Origin of the sequence: Sphingobium salicis subsp. salicis, assembly GCF_049472635.1 — a bacterium.
In the GTDB taxonomy this organism is placed as follows: Bacteria; Pseudomonadota; Alphaproteobacteria; order Sphingomonadales; family Sphingomonadaceae; genus Sphingobium; species Sphingobium yanoikuyae_A.
Map to the genome: position 1 here is coordinate 197,119 of NZ_JAYRCS010000001.1, position 16,155 is coordinate 213,273.

Below are 16,155 nucleotides of genomic sequence, written 5' to 3' on the forward strand. Positions count from 1 at the left end.
CTATCCGCTTATAACCACAACTGGGACAATTCTGCCGTTCCAGAACGGTGGGGCGAATGGCCGCTACTGTCAGAAACGAACGACATCGTTTGCGCAAGCCTCTTTGCCTTAGCGCTTGCTTCTGATCGTTTGCGGTCCATTTTACACTTATGGCCGATGAAGACACCCCGCTACCTATCGGTGAGCACGTCACCCGACAGTATCAGCAAATGCGACCCCTTATCGGACTGCTTGGGCTGTTCAATGGTGATGTTCGCCGTCAAGCTAGAGAGCTCGAAAAGCAGTTCGCTGATGTCGAACGCATGAAGGAAGACCGGCAGAAGTTCGCGGTGCGTTTCGGCCCGCGCGGCTGGACAATCTTCGATCGCCTTTCGGTCGAGGCGGTGCGGGTTGCGGTTGCCGAAAGCGACGATGACCTCGCAGATCAGGGCTTGGTGGTGCACCACCTCGATGCCGATATCCTCTCGTTCCTGGGATATCGATTCAACACCAGCCGGTTCGAGGCGTGGCACGATATCTACGAGCGCGCTGTCGAGCGGCTGCTTGCACAGGATTATCTGTCGGCGGTCCCGCTGCTGCTGATCATCATCGACGGCATCTGCACCACAAAAACGGGCAAGCATCCATTCTCGGGTGGCGCCGATGCGCCTGTTTTCGACACCGAGACGACCGGCCCGGGCGGGCTCTCCGGCGGGCTTGCAATTCTCGGCGCCACGCGTCGTAAACTCGATACCGATGCCATCGACAGCCCCTATCGTCACGGCATCCTACACGGCCTTAATCCTAATTTTGGGAACGCTCTGGTGGCGGCGAAGACGGTCAATCTGCTCCAGACGATGATCGACTATTTTGATCGGCGCGAAGACGAGGAGACACGCATCGCCAAAGCAGCTAAGGATCAACGTCAGCCATCTTGGTCGGAATTAGCTGCCACCGTTTCCGCGACGCAGGATACCAAGCGCAGAATCGAAGCGTGGAAGGCTCGTCAGGCAATCTCCGGACAAACGCTGGCGGCGCTTGGCGAGCCGCACAACTTTGAGGCCGAAAGCTCAGAAGCGGCGGCGGTCAGCTATCTCGATGCGATCGTGGCTCGCAACTTCGGGACGCTCGCGCAGATGACGATCGACTATCCACTCCGTTCGATCGGCTACCGGGCCGGTCGTCATCGGGAGGAGCTTGGTGACCTCAAGCTCACAAGCTGGACCATCACCGGCATGCGCGACGAGGCACCGGCGATCAGCGAAGTTGACGTCGCGATGGAGGGCATCCTCAACGACAGCCCCTGGTCGGGCACGCAGGTGATGAGGCTGATCTACAATGACGAGAAATTCGAGGTGCGCGTGCGCGGCGCGCCCGATGGACGCTGGACCGTGATGCCCAACTTCCTGCCGACGCTCTGGGGCACCGCCGTCGGCTCTTTCAATGGGGCCTGACGACGACTGATCCTCGCCTCGCCCGCGCGGTCTGGGTGGCGCGCTCGATCGGATCGCCAACTTCGTGCTCCGTCGAGATCGGACGTTCGCCGGTAAGAACCTGAGCGGCTGTGTCTGGTAGCGATCCAACGCCACGCGAACGACAGCTATCTTTGTATCTCCGCTCGAAACGCGACAGTCGCCTATCGGCCATTTGCGCGCATCACCACCTCGGCTTCGAGTTGCAGCTTCCCGCTGCTTTCCTGCTTGAACCAAGAAAAGCGGGATGCCGGGTCAGGCCCGGCATGACGGGTAGGGAAATGGCCAATCTCCCCCGTTGAGCCGGCGCTCAAAGCCGCCTACATCATCGCCATGGCCGCCACTGCCTCCATCGCTGAACTGAATGACCGCGCGCGCGACGTGTTTCGCATGGTGGTGGACAGCTATCTGGGCACCGGGTTGCCGGTGGGGTCGCGCACGATCAGCAAGATGGGGCTGAGCCTCTCGGCCGCCTCGATCCGCAATGTGATGCAGGATCTGGAGGAACTGGGCCTGCTCGCCGCGCCGCATACCTCTGCCGGGCGGATGCCGACCGAGACCGGGCTGCGGCTGTTCGTCGACGGGATGATGCAGGCGGCCGAGCCATCGGCCGAAGAGCGCCGCGCGATCGAGGCGGGGCTGGCCGAGGGCGGGCCGATCGAGGAGGCGCTGTCGGCGGCGACGGCGACGCTGTCGGGGCTTTCCGCCTGTGCCGGCATCGTCATGGTGCCCCGGCGCGAGCCGGTGTTGCGCCAGTTCGGCTTCGTGCCGCTGAATGACCGGCAGGCGCTGGCCGTGCTGGTCGGTCAGGATGGATCGATCGAGAATCGGGTGCTCGACCTGCCGCGCGGGGTGACGCCATCGATGCTGAACGAGGCGGCCAATTTCATGTCGGCGCGCTTTGGCGGGCTGACCCTGCGCCAGGCCGGCGACCTCTTGGCCCGCGAGATGGAGCAGGAGCGCTCCACGCTGGAGGGCGCCGCGCGCGAACTGGTGACGCGCGGCATCGCGATCTGGAGCCATGATGCCGATGACAGGCCCGTGCTGATCGTGCGGGGGCAGGCGCATCTGATCGACGATGGCACCGCCGCCGACCTCGACCGGGTGCGGCAATTGCTGGAGCAGCTGGAGGGCAAGCAGGAGATTTCGCGCCTGCTGGAGAGCGCGCTGGCGGGCAGCGCGACCAAAATCTTCATCGGTTCGGAAAACAAGCTCTTTTCCCTTTCGGGTTCATCGGTCATAGCCGCCCCCTATCGCGGCGGGGACGGCCGGGTCGTCGGCGTGGTCGGCGTGATCGGCCCCACGCGCTTGAACTATGCCCGAGTGATCCCCATGGTGGATTTCACCGCACAGACGCTGTCGAGATTGATGAGATGAGCGAAGACAAGCAGACTATCGAAAATACCGAAACCCTGGACCAGCTGCCCGAGGAGGAGACCCCCGTGGACGCCCCTGAAAACGCCAATGCCGAGCGTATCGCAGCGCTGGAAGCCGAGCTGGAAACGGCCAAGCAGGACATTCTCTACGCCCATGCCGACACGCAGAATGTGCGGCGCCGGCTGGAGAAGGAACTGGCCGACGCGCGCGCCTATGCCGCGACCAGTTTTGCCCGCGACATGCTGTCGGTGGCCGACAATCTGGGCCGGGCGCTGGCCGCCATCCCCGCTGAGCTGCGCGAGGACGATAAGTTCAAGGGGCTGGTGACCGGCCTGGAAGCCACCGGCCGCGAGCTGGAGGCCGTGTTCGGCCGCAACGGCATCACCAAGATCGAATCGGTCGGCCAGCAGCTTGACCCGAACAAGCATCAGGCGGTGATGGAACTGCCGTCGGCGGACGCCGAGCCGGGCACTGTGCTGGTGGAAATGCAGGCCGGCTACAGCATCAAGGACCGCTTGCTGCGCCCCGCCATGGTCAGCGTGGCGAAGAAGCCGGAGTGAATGAGCAAGCGGGCGATTTCGCCCGCTTTCTTTTTGCCCTGATCCCGGTCTCCTTGGTGCTTTGGGTCTATTGGGCAGCCGGCAGGCGTCGTCAGCATGGCCCTGCCCTGGTTGAAGATGAACCTAGTGGCACGGCCTATCGGGTCTTCACGCGCGACCATGATCAGCGGGTCCGAGGGCGTGACCTAGCGGCCCTGATGGGTGGCGCGACGAGCGATCGGGCGCGCGGCTGGGCGACGATCGGCGACATGGCATGGCAGGCGCAGGTTGCGGCAGCGCAGACGATCGCATCCGAAATGCCGGCTGTTGCGGCGGCCCGGCAGCTTGCCGACATTGTGCGACGCCATCCACACGACTGGGCACTCACGCTGCTGATCGACATGTCGGGATCGATGCGTGGCGACCCGATCATCCATGTCGCGGCGCATGTTCGATGGCTGTGCAACACGCTGCATGCTGCTGATGTGCCGGTCGCCCTTTTGGGCTTCTCGACCATGGGTTGGCATGGCGGGGCGGCCAAGTTCGAATGGGAAGCTGTCGGAAGCCCGGAGCGTCCGGGGCGGCTCTGCGCGTTGCTGAGCATGGATTTCAAATCCTTCGACGCGCCTCTGCAGGATGCTGACTGGAGCGCGATGCTGCATCCCGACGCGTTGCGTGAGAATGTGGATGGAGAGGCGCTGGAATGGGCCGCCGATTCCCTGCTTCACAGGCCTGAGCGCAAGAAGCTGCTCCTCGTCCTGTCCGACGGCGCGCCGGTTGACGATGCGACATTGGCCAATAATGGCTCATCTTATCTGGAGCGCCACCTTCTGACGATGATCGAATCGATCTTGCAGGATGGTGCGATATTGCTGGGTGCGATCGGCGTCGGTTATGCCGTTGATCGTTATTATCCCACAGCATTTGCGGTCGATGACTTTGACCATCTGTCGACGGCCATGGTCGATATGATCGACCAGTTATTGAGCATAGACCAACGATCATCGAAGGACTTGCATTGATCCACGACCTTAATCTCACCACCGACCGTCCGACCTTTGTCACCCATCTCGAATGTTCGCTGACCGGCGAGCGTTATGAGGCGGATCGGCTGCATGGGCTGTCGGCGGCGGGCAAGCCGCTCTTGGTGCGCTATGATCTGGACGGCGTGCGGGCCACACTGACCAAGGAAGCACTGGCCGCGCGGCCGATGGACCTGTGGCGCTGGCGCGAATTGCTGCCGGTGCGGCAGACCAGCAACATCGTCAGCCTGGGCGAAAATGCGACGCCGCTGATCCCGCTGCCGCGCACGGCCAAGCGGCTGGGCGGCGCGCAACTGCTCGCCAAGGATGAGGGGCGGTTGCCGACCGCGTCGTTCAAGGCGCGGGGCCTGGTGATGGCGGTTTCCATGGCCAAGGAACTGGGCGTGACCCAGGTGGCGATGCCGACCAACGGCAATGCCGGCGCGGCGCTGGCCGCCTATGCGGCGGTCGCGGGCATGGAATCGGTGATCTTCTGCCCGGCCGATACGCCCGAAGTGAATGTGCGCGAGATCGCGGCGCAGGGTGCGCGCGTCTATCGCGTCAATGGCTATATCGACGATTGCGGCGCGATTGTCGGCCAGGGCGTCAAGGAACGGGGCTGGTTCGATTTCTCGACCCTGAAGGAGCCCTATCGGATCGAGGGCAAGAAGACGATGGGGCTGGAACTGGCCGAACAGCTCGGCTGGGAATTGCCGGATGCGATCTTCTATCCCACCGGCGGCGGCACCGGCCTGATCGGCATGTGGAAGGCGTTCGACGAGCTGGAGAAGATCGGCTTCATCGGCTCCAAGCGCCCCAAGATGTTCGCGGTGCAGGCCGAGGGCTGCGCGCCGATGGTCCGCGCCTTCGAGCAGGGCGTGGAATTTGCCGAACGCTGGGAGGATGCGCAGACCATCGCCATGGGCATTCGCGTGCCCAAGGCGGTGGGTGACTTCCTGATCCTGCGCGCGGTACGGGAAAGCGGCGGCGCGGCGCTGGCGGTGTCGGACGCGGCGATCGCGGCGGCGGTGCGTGACGTGGCGCGCGACGACGGGTTGCTGCTCTGTCCCGAGGGCGGAGCGACGCTGGCGGCCTATCAACGCGCGCTGGACGAAGGGCTGATCGGCCGCGACGAGCGGGCGGTGCTGTTCAACTGCGCCAGCGGCCTCAAATATCCGCTGGAAGACCAGAGCCGCACGCTCGACCGGCACGCGCCGATCGATTTCGCGTCGCTCTGAAAAGGCGGGATGGGCGGGCCTGAACCCGCCCATTCGCCGTTAGAAGCGATAGTCCCAGCCCAGGGTGAAGAGCCGCCCGCGACCGGCGAAGAAGGCCAGATTGTCGTTGGGCAGGCGCGTGTCGCTATTATAGTCGATATAGAATTTATCGAACAGATTTTGAACGCTGAGATAGACGCCGCCCAGTGATGCGGTGTCGTAGCGGAGATAGGCGTCGGTGACCGCATAGCCGCCGAAATTGTTGCGCCGGTCCGGGTTCGCCTTGCCATGGAAATTGCGCGACAGATAATATTGGGTCTGCAGCCGCGCCGAGATGGCGCCATGGCGATAGTCTGCGGCGACGTTCAGGCGATCGGGCGAGATGTTGGTGCCGTCCAGATCGGTATCGACGATGCCGTCGGGATTGGCGCTGTCGCTGTCATAGCGGCCCTTGAGATGGGCATAGCCGGTGGAGAGCTTGAGCCCCGGCAGCGGCGTCTGCACGCCCAGGTTGATTTCCAGCCCTTCGATCTCGACCCGCTGGCGCTGCACGGTGAAGATGCCGTCACCCTGTGCGATCAATATCTGGCCCTTGTCGCTGGACGACCAGAAATAGGTGGCGCTGGCGTCGATCGGGCCTCGCTTCACCTCTAGCCCGATTTCGCGGTTGTTGGAGACGATCGGGCTGATGTCGAGATAATCGTCGAGGTCGACGCCCGCGACGCCGATTGACCGGGTGACGCGGCCGACATCGGGCATGGTGAAGCCCTCGGCATAGCTGGCATAAGCCCGAATGCCTTCAAGCGGCTCGAAGATGAGGCCGCCGTTCAGCAGCGCATCGGAGAATTTGGGCTTGCCGCCTGCGACATCGACGCCGCCATAATTGGGCGCGGTGGTGGAGGCGAGGGTGTGGAAATCGTCGATCTTCACCTGCACATTTTCCCAGCGCACGCCGCCGGCGACGCGGACCAGCCCGTCGGCGATCTTGAGATTGGCCTGGGCGAAGGGCGCGATGGAACGGAAGTCGCTGGGCGGCACCCAGGTGCGGCCGGTGACCATCAATCGCTGTTCCGTCTTGTCGAACAGGACGTCGAGGCCGACCGTGGTGGTCAGCGCCTCGAAGCCGGGCAGGGCGCGTTCATAGCTGATCTTGCCGCCGATCTTGCGCGACCGGTTCTGCGACTGGTCGAACAGGGTGCCGGGCGTCGCGATGGCGGGATCCTGGAAGGTCGCGATCGCGGCGAATTCGCCGCCGAAAATGTCGCGGCTGCGGTTGAAGAAAAGCTGGGTGACGAGGTTGCCGCCGGCGACATCGCTGTCGGTGTAGGAGAGGGACGCGCTTTCGGTGCGGTTCGATCCCGGCGTGCCGGGGGCGTCGCCCTTGACTGCGGTGGTGGGGAGGCCGTTGGCGCGGCTGCCGGCGAGCGGGACATAATCGCCATCGCCCTTCAGCTCATAGCGATTGAGGATCAGGTCCAGCCGGCCGGTATCGCCGACCGCATAGCCCAATCGCGCGAAGATGTCGGTGGTCTGCGACGCCTGGGTCTCGCCCTGGGTCATGTTGATGCCGATGCGGCGGTTGCGCGCGTCGTAGAAGGCGCCGCGCTTTTCATAGGAGGCGCCGACCGTGGCATCGAAAGCGCCGGCCTTATACTGGACCAGTCCGGCCGCCTTGCCACCAAAACCGTCGCCGTCGAAATCGTCGCTGGCCGATCCCTGCAGCAGCACCCGGCCGCTGATGCCCTCCTGCTTGGGCGCGCCGACCGTCACCTGGTTGACGATGCCGCCGGTGCCGCCAATCCCCTGCAGCGCGTTGGAGCCATAGATGAGTTCGACCCGGTCGATGAAGAAGCCGTCGATGGTGAAGCCGTCGCGGCTGCCGTCGCGCAGCGGGGTCGATTGCGGGATGCCGTTGATGGCGTAGAGCGGCGAGCGGCCGCGCAGCGTTTCGCCCGCGCCCGACAGTTTGCCGCGCGTGGGCGAGAAGCTGGGGGTGAGGGTGGAGATGGCATCGGTGACCGAGCCTGAAATCGCGATCTGCTGGTCCAGCATCTGCTTGTCGATCAGGTCGATCGTCAGCGGCAGCGCATTGGGCGGCAGGATTGAGCGGGCGGCCGTGACGACGATCGATTCGCTGCTCTTGGTGTCAGCGTCGGCCTCGGCCTGCTGCGCCATGGCTGGCGATGCGAGGGCGATGGTCAGCGCCGCCAGCGCGATTGCAGAGTGACGAATTTCGATATGACGCATCATCGCGATCCCCTGATCTATGTTGGGCAGGGCTGCTAACGACAATCGATCGCAAGAACAATCACATTCTGCATAATGCTTATGCGATGAGGCGATAAGCCCGATTTTCCGGCGTTTCTGGTGGGTGTCTCTATCATAAGATGCATAAAGATATATCTCATGTATTGACGTCGGTGATTTTTAAGATATATCACAATGCATCATGAAGCATTTTGAAAGAGAGAATATGCATTTTTCCCATTCCGATCGCGGCGCTGGGCGCCGGGGTTGCCGGCCGGGCCGGCACATGGATGACGTCATGGCCGATCGCGGTTTCGACCCGCGCAGTGCCGACCCGCGGGGCTTTGGCCATCATGGTGGACGCGGCCATGGCCGCTTCTTCGGACCGGGCGGCTTTGGACCCGAGGGGTTCGGGCGCGGTTTCGGCGGTGGTCGGGCAGGTGGCCGGGGCGGTCCGTTCGGTGAGGACGGTTTTGGTGACGGTCCCTTCGGCGGTGGCCGGGGCGGGCGTGGCGGCGGGCGCCGGCGGCTGTTCGGCAATGATGCGCTCAAGCTCATCCTGCTCAAGCTGATCGCCGATGCGCCGCGTCACGGCTATGACCTGATCCGCGAGATCGAGAGCCTGTCGGGGTCTGTCTATGCGCCCAGTCCGGGCGTCGTCTATCCGACCCTGACCTTGCTGGCCGACATGGACCTGATCGCCGAACAGCCCGGTGAAGGCAGTCGCAAGCTGTTCGCCATCACCGAGGCGGGCACTGCCCATCTGGCCGAGCATGAGGCCGGTGTTGTCGAGGTGATGGAGAAGCTGGCGCATCTGGCCCGCAAGGCGGAACGTAATGATGCCGCGCCGGTCCGCCGCGCGCTGCAGAATATGCGGGTGGCGATCCAGCATCGGCTTGAAAAGGAAGGCGCCGATTCCCAAACCATGTTCGACGTCGCGGCCCTGATCGACGAGGCCGCCAGCAAGATCGAAAGGCTCTGATCCCATGACGCTGACCGCCACCGTGCCGACCACCCATGGCAGCCGTTACCTGCAGCAGCTGTGCAAGCATTGGAGCCACAAGTTCGAGACCAGCTTCGACGCGGACAAGGGCGAGATCGCCTTTCCGATGGGGCCGATCCACCTGAGTGCCGATGCCGAGCTGCTGACCGTGGTGCTGGAACCCAATGCGGACGCGGATGTCGAGAAGTTCAAGCAGGTCGTCGCCGACCATCTTGACCGCTTCGCCTTCCGCGAGGCGCCCTTGCCCTTCAACTGGGCCTGAAGAAGGGCTTTCCGGCTGCTCGACTATCTTCCGTCATCCTGACGAAAGTCAGGATCCATTCGGCGCTACACCTGCAAGGAAGCGCTGAATGGATCCCGGATCAAGTCCGGGATGACGGCGGTGACTTGGGCGCGGGTGCGCATGCGAAAGGGGCCGGGTCTGCACGGCCCGGCCCCTTCCCTGGTAAGCTCCATGAGGACCGGCAACCCCGGTCCTTCTTTGTATCAGCTATCGTTCTTGGCGCGCATGGCGGCCATGCGGGCGTTGGTCGCCTGCACGTCGGCGGCGGTGACGATACCGTCCCTGTCGGCATCCTGCTCGGCAAAGGCACGCGCGCCCGATGCGTCATATTCGGCCTGGGCCATCTTGCCGTCCTTGTCCTTGTCGAGGACGTTGAAGCGGACATGGGCCTGGCGGATCTGGCGCTGGCGCTCCTCGGTCTTCTTCTCTTCGGTCAGGCTCGATTCCGCGAGCTGCTTTTCGAGGCGGGCGGCATATTCGCCGACATATTCATCCTCCGACACCCAGCCATCGCCATTGGCATCGGTCGCCTTGAAACGGGTGACGCGCACCGCGTCGAATTCGGCGCGGGTGACCTGGCCGTCATGGTCGCTGTCATAGTCATGGACGAAGGCGCCGCCTTCATGCGGGGCGGCGAAGGCGGGCGTGCCGGCGGCGGCAACGACGGCGGCGATCAGGATGGAACGGGTGTTCATGGTGTGTCTCCGGAATATCAGGCGGCGTCGAACGCCAGTGTGTAGGTGTAGCTGCGATAGGGTGTTTCCGACCCGGCCGGTGCGGCGCCGCGATGGCGGACCAGGATCAGATAGGTGCCGGCATCGTCCGGCTTCAGGCTGAAGCGGCCCTGTGCGTCGCTCTTGGTCTCGGTCGCGACCTTGCGGCCGTCATGCACGCCGGCGCTGCGGAACAGGGTGACCTGCGTGGCGGGCAGGGGCTTGCCGTCGAACAGCAGCACGAAGCTGGCGTCGCTGCCCGACACGATGGCGTTGGGATGGGTGACCGGCTGGATTTCGAGGCCCGTGCCGACCGGCTTGAGCGCGGCCTGCGTCGTCTGGCCGCGGGTGACATAGGCGTCGGCCAGCGTCATGCTCTGCACCTCGACCTCCTGCGTGCCGGGCTTGGGATCGCCGCCCTCGCCGCGCATCACCCAGGCATCGCCGACGCGGAACATCTTGCCCTTGCGCCCGGCGCGCTGGCCGGTGGTGATGCGATAGGTGCCGTCCGCCTTCAGATCAGCCTCGAACACCGACAGGTCACGCAGATAGGTGACCGGACCGGTCGTCGCCTGGCTGCCGTCCGGCGCGACCAGGTGGAAGGGGGCGTCGCGCATCGCGACTTCGGGGACGAAGGCGTCCTCGGCGAAGGCCGAGGTGACGGTGACATGATCGGCCTTTCCGGCGTCGAACAGGGTCGGCAGCACATAGGGCATATGCGCCTGGGCAGCGGTGGCGCCGGCCAATAGCAGCACAGGCAAGGCGGCGGCGAACAGGGCGTTCACCGGGCGGCGATGGTTGGACAATGGGGTTCCCCTTGGTTTCGTTACGCTCCTCTATAATATATAGTGAGAATCACTTGCAATAGCATTTAATGCGGGTAGAGAGCGGCCAACCCGGTGCGTGATGCGCCGCAACAAATGATACGGGGGCATTTCTCATGACCAAGTCCAAGACCCTGCTTCTGCTGGGCACCGCGCTGATTGCACTGCCGTTGCCGGCAATGGCCCAGGACCAGGGTGACGACATTGCGGTCGCGAGCGATTCGCAGTTCGCGCTCGACCGGATGATCATCTCCGCCGGCGTCGAGAAGGTCGCGCTGGACACGCCGCAGGCGGTGACCGCGCTCGACCAGGAGGATATCGACCAGCTGCAGGCGACGACGATCGGCGACCTGTTGGAAGGCATGCCGGGCGTCAATGTGCAGGGCGGCGTCGGCCAGCTGGGCCAGGGCTTCAACATTCGCGGCATGGGCACGGCGATCGGCGACAGCGACAACCGCATCCTGATGACGGTCGATGGCGTCACCAAATTCTACGAACAATATCGCATGGGCGCCTTCTTCAGCGAGCCCGAACTCTACAAGCGGGTCGAGGTGCTGCGCGGCCCGGCATCCTCCACCCTCTATGGCGCGGGCGCGCTGGCGGGCGTGATCAACTTCACCACCAAGGATGCGTCGGACTTCCTGCGCGACGGCGACAAGCTGGCCGTGCGCCTGAAGGGCGCGACCGAAACCAATGCGCAGGGCCATACCCTGTCGGGCATCGTCGCGACCGAGCCGGTCGATGGCGTCGAACTGCTGGGCAGCTATAATTATCGCCGCACCGACGATTACAAGAGCGGCAATGGCGACACCGTCGCTGCTTCCGCCACCGAATCCGACAGCTGGCTGGTCAAGGGCCGGGTCGCGATCGGCGGCAACAAGAAGCATGCGATCTGGGCGTCCTACCAGGACTGGATCAGCGACGCGCCGCAGGTCTATGACCAGATTTCGGCGGCCACCGGCAGTTCGCTGATGCGTCGCCGGGTCCACGACAAGACCGCCGTGCTGGGCTATGTGAACGACTTTGACGGCAGCAAATTCTTCAATGTCGAGGCGCAGGTCGCCTATTCGCTGTCCAAGGTCCACCAGACCGAGACGACCTTCCTGGGCGCGAACCTGGAATATTCCGATTTCTCCTATGAAAGCTGGCAGGCCAAGGTCCAGAATACCAGCGAGTTCGCCATGGGCGGCGACTGGACGACCTTCCTGATCCTGGGCGGCCAGTGGAGCACGCAGGAACGGCGCAACCCGCGCGTCAATTTCGACGGCACGGTGACGCCGGGCGCGGGCACCCATCCCGAAGGCGACATGGACCGCTATGGCCTGTTCGGTCAGCTGGAGATCGTCTGGTCCGACAAGCTGACCATCATGCCGGGCGTGCGCGTCGACTGGACCCGCCTGACGCCGGGCGACACGGTGGTCGGCGGCACCGTCTTGACCGACAAGGTGAAGGATAGTGGCGTATCGCCCAAGGTCGCGGCGCTCTACAATATCACGCCCTGGTTCGGCCTGTTCGGGTCGGTCGCGCGCACCGTGCGCATGCCCAATATCGACGAAATCTTCACCCGCAGCGCGACCCGGCCGAACAATCCGGACCTGAAGCCCGAGAAATCGGACAATTATGAAGCCGGCTTCACTCTGTCCTTCGACGATATGCTGGGCAAGAATGACCGCTTCCGCGCGAAGACCACCCTGTTCCAGAACGACGTCAAGGATCTGATCGTCAACGTCTCGGCCGCGGCGGGCACGCCCTATTTCCAGAATATCAACCGGTCGCGCTTCAAGGGCATCGAGCTGGAAGCCGAATATGGCATGGGCGGCTTCTATGCGCGCGGCAATGCCAGCTTCATCGATGGCAAGAACCGGCTGACCGGCGATTATCTCAACACCATCCCGGCGAACGACTATCGCCTGACGCTGGGCTATAATGATGTGGCGAGCGGTCTGTCGGGCGGCTGGACCGGCGAATTTGCCGAGCGGCAGGACAAGGTGACGCCGGGCAGCTTTGCCTCGGCCGGGTCGGGCCTGGCGACGCCGGGCTACAGCGTCCACAACCTGTTCTTCGCCTTCAAGCCGCAGGGCGGCGTGGCCAAGGGCTTCGAATTCCGCATCGCCATGGATAATATCTTCGACAAGCAATATCGCCGCCATTTGTCGTCGCTCGCCGCCGAGGGACAGAGCTTCCGCTTCACCGTGGCGAACACCTTCTGACGCCATGACGGGCGTGCGGCGTCCCTTTCGCGTCACGGGGCCGGCGGCGGCCTCGCTCGGGATCAACGCGCTGCTGATCGCGGCGCTGCTGAACCTGGGCATGGGCCGCGCGCCGAAGCGCGAGGAGGGGGCTGCACTGACCGTCATGTCGCTGGCGGCGCTGAAGGGCGTGGAGCAGGGGGCGGAACAGGCCGAGGCGGCGGAGGCGACGGCGCAGCCCGAAGCTCCGGTGCCGACGCAGGCGCCGCCCCCAACGCCGGTCAGCCCGCCGCAGCCGGTGCCGCCGCCGATGGTGGCGATCCCTTCCGCATTGTCGCTGCCCGTCGCGGTGGCGCCGGCTGCTCCGTCCACGCCGGCGGCCGCAGCAGCGCCGTCATCGCAGCCCGCGGCCAGGGCGGCGCCAGTCATGGCCGCCAGCGCCGGCGCGCCGCCGGCCCGGCGCGGCATTGCCGACGGGCTGGACGCCAACGCCCCGGCCGGCAACAGTCGCGCCTATGCCGCGCGGGTGCGTTCCTGGCTCTATGCCCACAAAATTTATCCCCGCCGCGCCAAGATGCGGCATGAGGAAGGGGTGGTGAAGGTCCGCTTCGTGATCGACCGCGCCGGCATGCTGATCGAAGGGCGGGTGATCAGCAGTTCCGGCCGCGCCTCGCTCGACGAGGAAGCCGCCGCCATGCTGCACCGCGCCTCGCCCTATCCCAAGGCCCCGTCCGACATATCCGGCGACCGCATCGAATTCACCGCGCCGGTGGAGTTCGTGTTGCCGGTGTAGCGGGGGGATGATCTGGTAACGACCAGAAGCGGAGCTTGCCTTTTCCCATCCTCACTATGCTTGCCTGCGGCTCCGGGCGAAACGATCCCGTGCAGCGATGCGAAGAGGCAGGCGAAAGCAATGGCCGGAGCTGTCCCGGCATCAATCGCCCACTCATCCCGGCAGCCATCATGACTGATCGATAGCGCCATATTGCGCCCCGACGCACATTTTGCATCAGTTCGTTTCCGAATCATTGCATTTGCAAATCAATCTCATTAAGGCGCAGCCCCAACATCCAGGGCGCCATGTTCAGGGCATGGCGAAATATGGGGGAAGTGCCTTATGTCCTTTGCATCGAAGAAGAATTTCGTCCGCTACGGCGCGGCGTCGATCGCTGCCTGCTTGCTGCTGGCTAACACCAGCGCCCAGGCCCAGGCGCCCGCGGACGAGCCTGATGCAAACGCGCCCGCCCCGGACTCGATCGTCGTTACCGGCCAGAATGAGACCAACGGCCTCAACCTCACCGCCCGCGAAACGCCCCAGTCGGTCACCAGCCTCGACAGTCTACGCATGCAGGAACAGGGGCTGACCGACATTTCCGAAGTGATGCAGCAGATCGTCGGCATCCAGACCAACCGCTCCAGCGCGCTCGGCACCGACGGCACTAACTATACCGCGCGCGGCTTTGCGGTGCAGAATTATCTGGTCGACGGCGTTGCCCGCCCGTCGAATATCTATGGCTTCACCGAAGATACCGCCGACATGATCGCCTATGACCGGATCGAGGTGATCCGCGGTTCGGCCGGCATGATGACCGGCACCGGCGAGCCGTCGGCGGCGATCAACATGATCCGCAAGCGGCCCGGTACGGACCTCAGCGCCACGGTCGCGGCGACCATCGGCTCCTGGGACAAGTACCGGCTGGAAGGCGATATCGGCGGTGCGCTGACCGCCAGCGGCCATATCCGCGCGCGCGTCGCCGGAGCCTGGCAGGATAACGACACTTTCATCGACCGCGAACATGCCAAGCGCCAGGCGCTCTATGGCGTGATCGAGGCTGATCTGGGCCCCAGCACCCTGCTGACCGCCGGCATCGAATATCAGAATTTTCGCAACGAAGGCGCCTCGCGCGGCGGCGTGCCCCTCTTCTTCACCGACGGCACGAAGACCGATTTCGCCCGCTCCACCAATGGCGGCGCCAACTGGTCCGACTTCAGCCGCAAGAGCGTCAACATCTTCGCCTCGATCGCCCATGATTTCGACGCCAACTGGCATTTGCAGGTCGACGCCGAGCACAAGTCGGGCTCCTATGACGAGACGATCGGCTATTTCTTTGGCACCGCGATCGACAAGGAAACCGGCGATGGCGGCACCTTCTACGCCACCCGCTGGGCGTCGGACCTGACGCTCGACGCGGTCTATGCCAATCTGCGCGGCGCGTTCCAGGCACTGGGCCAGGAACAGCATGTCGCCCTGACCGTGAGCCACACCCGTTTCGACGATGACCAGACGCCCTATCCCGGCTGGTGGGGTGGCAGCGACTATATGTATCCGATCAATGCCTATAGCTATTTCCCGACCGGTGACGTCGCCAAGCCCGACCTGACGCCATCGGGCGGCACCGCCGGCAACCGGATCGAGACCAGTTCGATTGCCGGCGTCGCCCGGCTGAAGCCGATCGGCCCGCTCTCGATCATCGCCGGCGGCCGCCTCACCTGGTGGAAGCAGGACAGCTATGCGCAGGACATGACCGGCCCCAAGGTCTGGACCCCAGTGGTTGATGAAAAGGCGGTCTTCACCCCCTATGCCGGCCTGGTGCTGGACTTTACCAAGACCCTCTCGGCCTATGTCAGCTATGCCAGCGTGTTCACGCCGCAAACATCGCGCACCGTCGATGGCGACGTCATCGCCCCGCTTGAAGGCAATACCTATGAAGCCGGTCTCAAGGCCGACTTCCTCGATGGCCGCCTCAGCGCTACCGCCGCCGTGTTCAAGATGCAGCAGGATAATTATGCCCTGGCCGACGGCCCCGGCATTTTCGCGCCCGATGGCAGTTCGGCCTATCATGCGGTGTCGGGCATGAAGTCGTCGGGCTTCGAACTGGAGGTGAAGGGCGAAATCCTGCCCGGCTGGCGGATCGCCGGCGGCTTTGCCAATGCTCGTGCGGAAGATCGCGACGGCGTGCGCCAGATGCCGCAGATCGCCAAGAACAGCTTCAAGATGTTCAGCGCCTATACGCTGCCCGGCAATTTCAGCGCGCTGACGATCGGCGGCAATGTCGAATGGCAGGGCAAGACCACGGCCGACGGCGAAGGACCGAATGGCGAAACCTATAGTCAGGGCAGCCTGGCGGTGGTCGACCTGCTGGCCAATTATCGCTTCACCGACCATCTCTCGCTGTCGGTCCATGTCGAGAATATCTTCGACAAGACCTATTATTCCGGCCTCTATCTCGGCAGCGCCCGCTACGGCGAACCCCGCGCGGTGAAGTTCACCCTGCGCGGCACGCTGTAAG

General features: G+C 64.2%; 13 protein-coding genes. 10 read left to right on the forward strand and 3 right to left on the reverse strand.

Translation table 11 applies throughout. From position 1 onward, the window contains the following. Positions 1–149: 149 nt before the first annotated feature. The 5 genes from VHN57_RS00970 (at position 150) to VHN57_RS00990 (ending at position 5,627) form a co-directional block, all read left to right on the forward strand. The gene (locus tag VHN57_RS00970) at positions 150–1,433 is read left to right on the forward strand and encodes a hypothetical protein (protein WP_278986721.1); all 1,284 of its coding nucleotides are present in this window, start codon (positions 150–152) and stop codon (positions 1,431–1,433) included. A 351-nt stretch (positions 1,434–1,784) separates the two neighbouring features. Continuing rightward, positions 1,785–2,828, forward strand: coding sequence for a heat-inducible transcriptional repressor HrcA (hrcA, locus tag VHN57_RS00975; RefSeq protein WP_161733000.1), 1,044 nt, complete (start codon positions 1,785–1,787; stop codon positions 2,826–2,828). Beyond that, entirely contained in the window at positions 2,825–3,388 is a 564-nt protein-coding gene (gene grpE / locus VHN57_RS00980) for a nucleotide exchange factor GrpE (protein WP_278986718.1), read from the forward strand. Before hrcA ends, grpE begins: the two co-directional genes overlap by 4 nt. Further along, positions 3,385–4,389, forward strand: a complete 1,005-nt coding sequence (locus VHN57_RS00985; RefSeq protein ID WP_423282360.1) for a cobaltochelatase CobT-related protein — start codon at positions 3,385–3,387, stop codon at positions 4,387–4,389. Before grpE ends, VHN57_RS00985 begins: the two co-directional genes overlap by 4 nt. Continuing rightward, entirely contained in the window at positions 4,386–5,627 is a 1,242-nt protein-coding gene (locus tag VHN57_RS00990; protein WP_278987823.1) for a threonine synthase, read from the forward strand. Before VHN57_RS00985 ends, VHN57_RS00990 begins: the two co-directional genes overlap by 4 nt. A gap of 39 nt (positions 5,628–5,666) precedes the next feature. Here VHN57_RS00990 and VHN57_RS00995 read toward each other — a convergent pair whose 3' ends face one another. Further along, positions 5,667–7,856, reverse strand: a complete 2,190-nt coding sequence (locus VHN57_RS00995; protein WP_278987825.1) for a TonB-dependent receptor — start codon at positions 7,854–7,856, stop codon at positions 5,667–5,669. A 295-nt stretch (positions 7,857–8,151) separates the two neighbouring features. On the opposite strand from VHN57_RS00995, the gene VHN57_RS01000 reads away from it, so the two are divergent. Continuing rightward, positions 8,152–8,835 carry a PadR family transcriptional regulator gene (locus tag VHN57_RS01000; RefSeq protein ID WP_278987826.1) on the forward strand — a complete coding sequence of 228 codons (684 nt, stop codon included), beginning with the start codon at positions 8,152–8,154 and terminating at the stop codon, positions 8,833–8,835. Positions 8,836–8,839: 4 nt separating this feature from the next. Next, a complete protein-coding gene (locus VHN57_RS01005; RefSeq protein ID WP_004210943.1) occupies positions 8,840–9,118 on the forward strand; it encodes a DUF2218 domain-containing protein in 279 nt (92 codons plus the stop codon). Between the two features lie 224 nt (positions 9,119–9,342). On the opposite strand, the gene VHN57_RS01010 is transcribed toward VHN57_RS01005, so the two are convergent. Next, positions 9,343–9,834, reverse strand: a complete 492-nt coding sequence (locus VHN57_RS01010) for an EF-hand domain-containing protein (protein WP_278986090.1) — start codon at positions 9,832–9,834, stop codon at positions 9,343–9,345. A 17-nt stretch (positions 9,835–9,851) separates the two neighbouring features. After that, positions 9,852–10,658, reverse strand: a complete 807-nt coding sequence (locus VHN57_RS01015; RefSeq protein WP_278986092.1) for a DUF4198 domain-containing protein — start codon at positions 10,656–10,658, stop codon at positions 9,852–9,854. Positions 10,659–10,792: 134 nt separating this feature from the next. Between VHN57_RS01015 and VHN57_RS01020 the strand changes: the two genes are divergently transcribed. From VHN57_RS01020 to VHN57_RS01030, 3 genes are all read left to right on the forward strand, one after another. Next, complete coding sequence (locus tag VHN57_RS01020; RefSeq protein ID WP_278986094.1) at positions 10,793–12,886, forward strand: TonB-dependent receptor domain-containing protein; 2,094 nt, start codon at positions 10,793–10,795, stop codon at positions 12,884–12,886. Between the two features lie 4 nt (positions 12,887–12,890). Continuing rightward, positions 12,891–13,658, forward strand: a complete 768-nt coding sequence (locus VHN57_RS01025) for an energy transducer TonB (RefSeq protein ID WP_107917655.1) — start codon at positions 12,891–12,893, stop codon at positions 13,656–13,658. A gap of 324 nt (positions 13,659–13,982) precedes the next feature. After that, positions 13,983–16,154 carry a TonB-dependent siderophore receptor gene (locus tag VHN57_RS01030; RefSeq protein ID WP_278986095.1) on the forward strand — a complete coding sequence of 724 codons (2,172 nt, stop codon included), beginning with the start codon at positions 13,983–13,985 and terminating at the stop codon, positions 16,152–16,154. The last annotated feature ends 1 nt before the right edge of the window (position 16,155 follow it).

What these genes read in the sequence shown, in the direction of transcription:
- VHN57_RS00970 (WP_278986721.1), top strand. Translation starts at nt 150, where the DNA reads ATGGCCGATGAAGACACCCCGCTACCTATCGGTGAGCACGTCACCCGA.
- hrcA (WP_161733000.1), top strand. Translation starts at nt 1,785, where the DNA reads ATGGCCGCCACTGCCTCCATCGCTGAACTGAATGACCGCGCGCGCGAC.
- grpE (WP_278986718.1), top strand. Translation starts at nt 2,825, where the DNA reads ATGAGCGAAGACAAGCAGACTATCGAAAATACCGAAACCCTGGACCAG.
- VHN57_RS00995 (WP_278987825.1), bottom strand. Translation starts at nt 7,856, where the DNA reads ATGATGCGTCATATCGAAATTCGTCACTCTGCAATCGCGCTGGCGGCG.
- VHN57_RS01000 (WP_278987826.1), top strand. Translation starts at nt 8,152, where the DNA reads ATGGCCGATCGCGGTTTCGACCCGCGCAGTGCCGACCCGCGGGGCTTT.
- VHN57_RS01005 (WP_004210943.1), top strand. Translation starts at nt 8,840, where the DNA reads ATGACGCTGACCGCCACCGTGCCGACCACCCATGGCAGCCGTTACCTG.
- VHN57_RS01010 (WP_278986090.1), bottom strand. Translation starts at nt 9,834, where the DNA reads ATGAACACCCGTTCCATCCTGATCGCCGCCGTCGTTGCCGCCGCCGGC.
- VHN57_RS01020 (WP_278986094.1), top strand. Translation starts at nt 10,793, where the DNA reads ATGACCAAGTCCAAGACCCTGCTTCTGCTGGGCACCGCGCTGATTGCA.
- VHN57_RS01025 (WP_107917655.1), top strand. Translation starts at nt 12,891, where the DNA reads ATGACGGGCGTGCGGCGTCCCTTTCGCGTCACGGGGCCGGCGGCGGCC.
- VHN57_RS01030 (WP_278986095.1), top strand. Translation starts at nt 13,983, where the DNA reads ATGTCCTTTGCATCGAAGAAGAATTTCGTCCGCTACGGCGCGGCGTCG.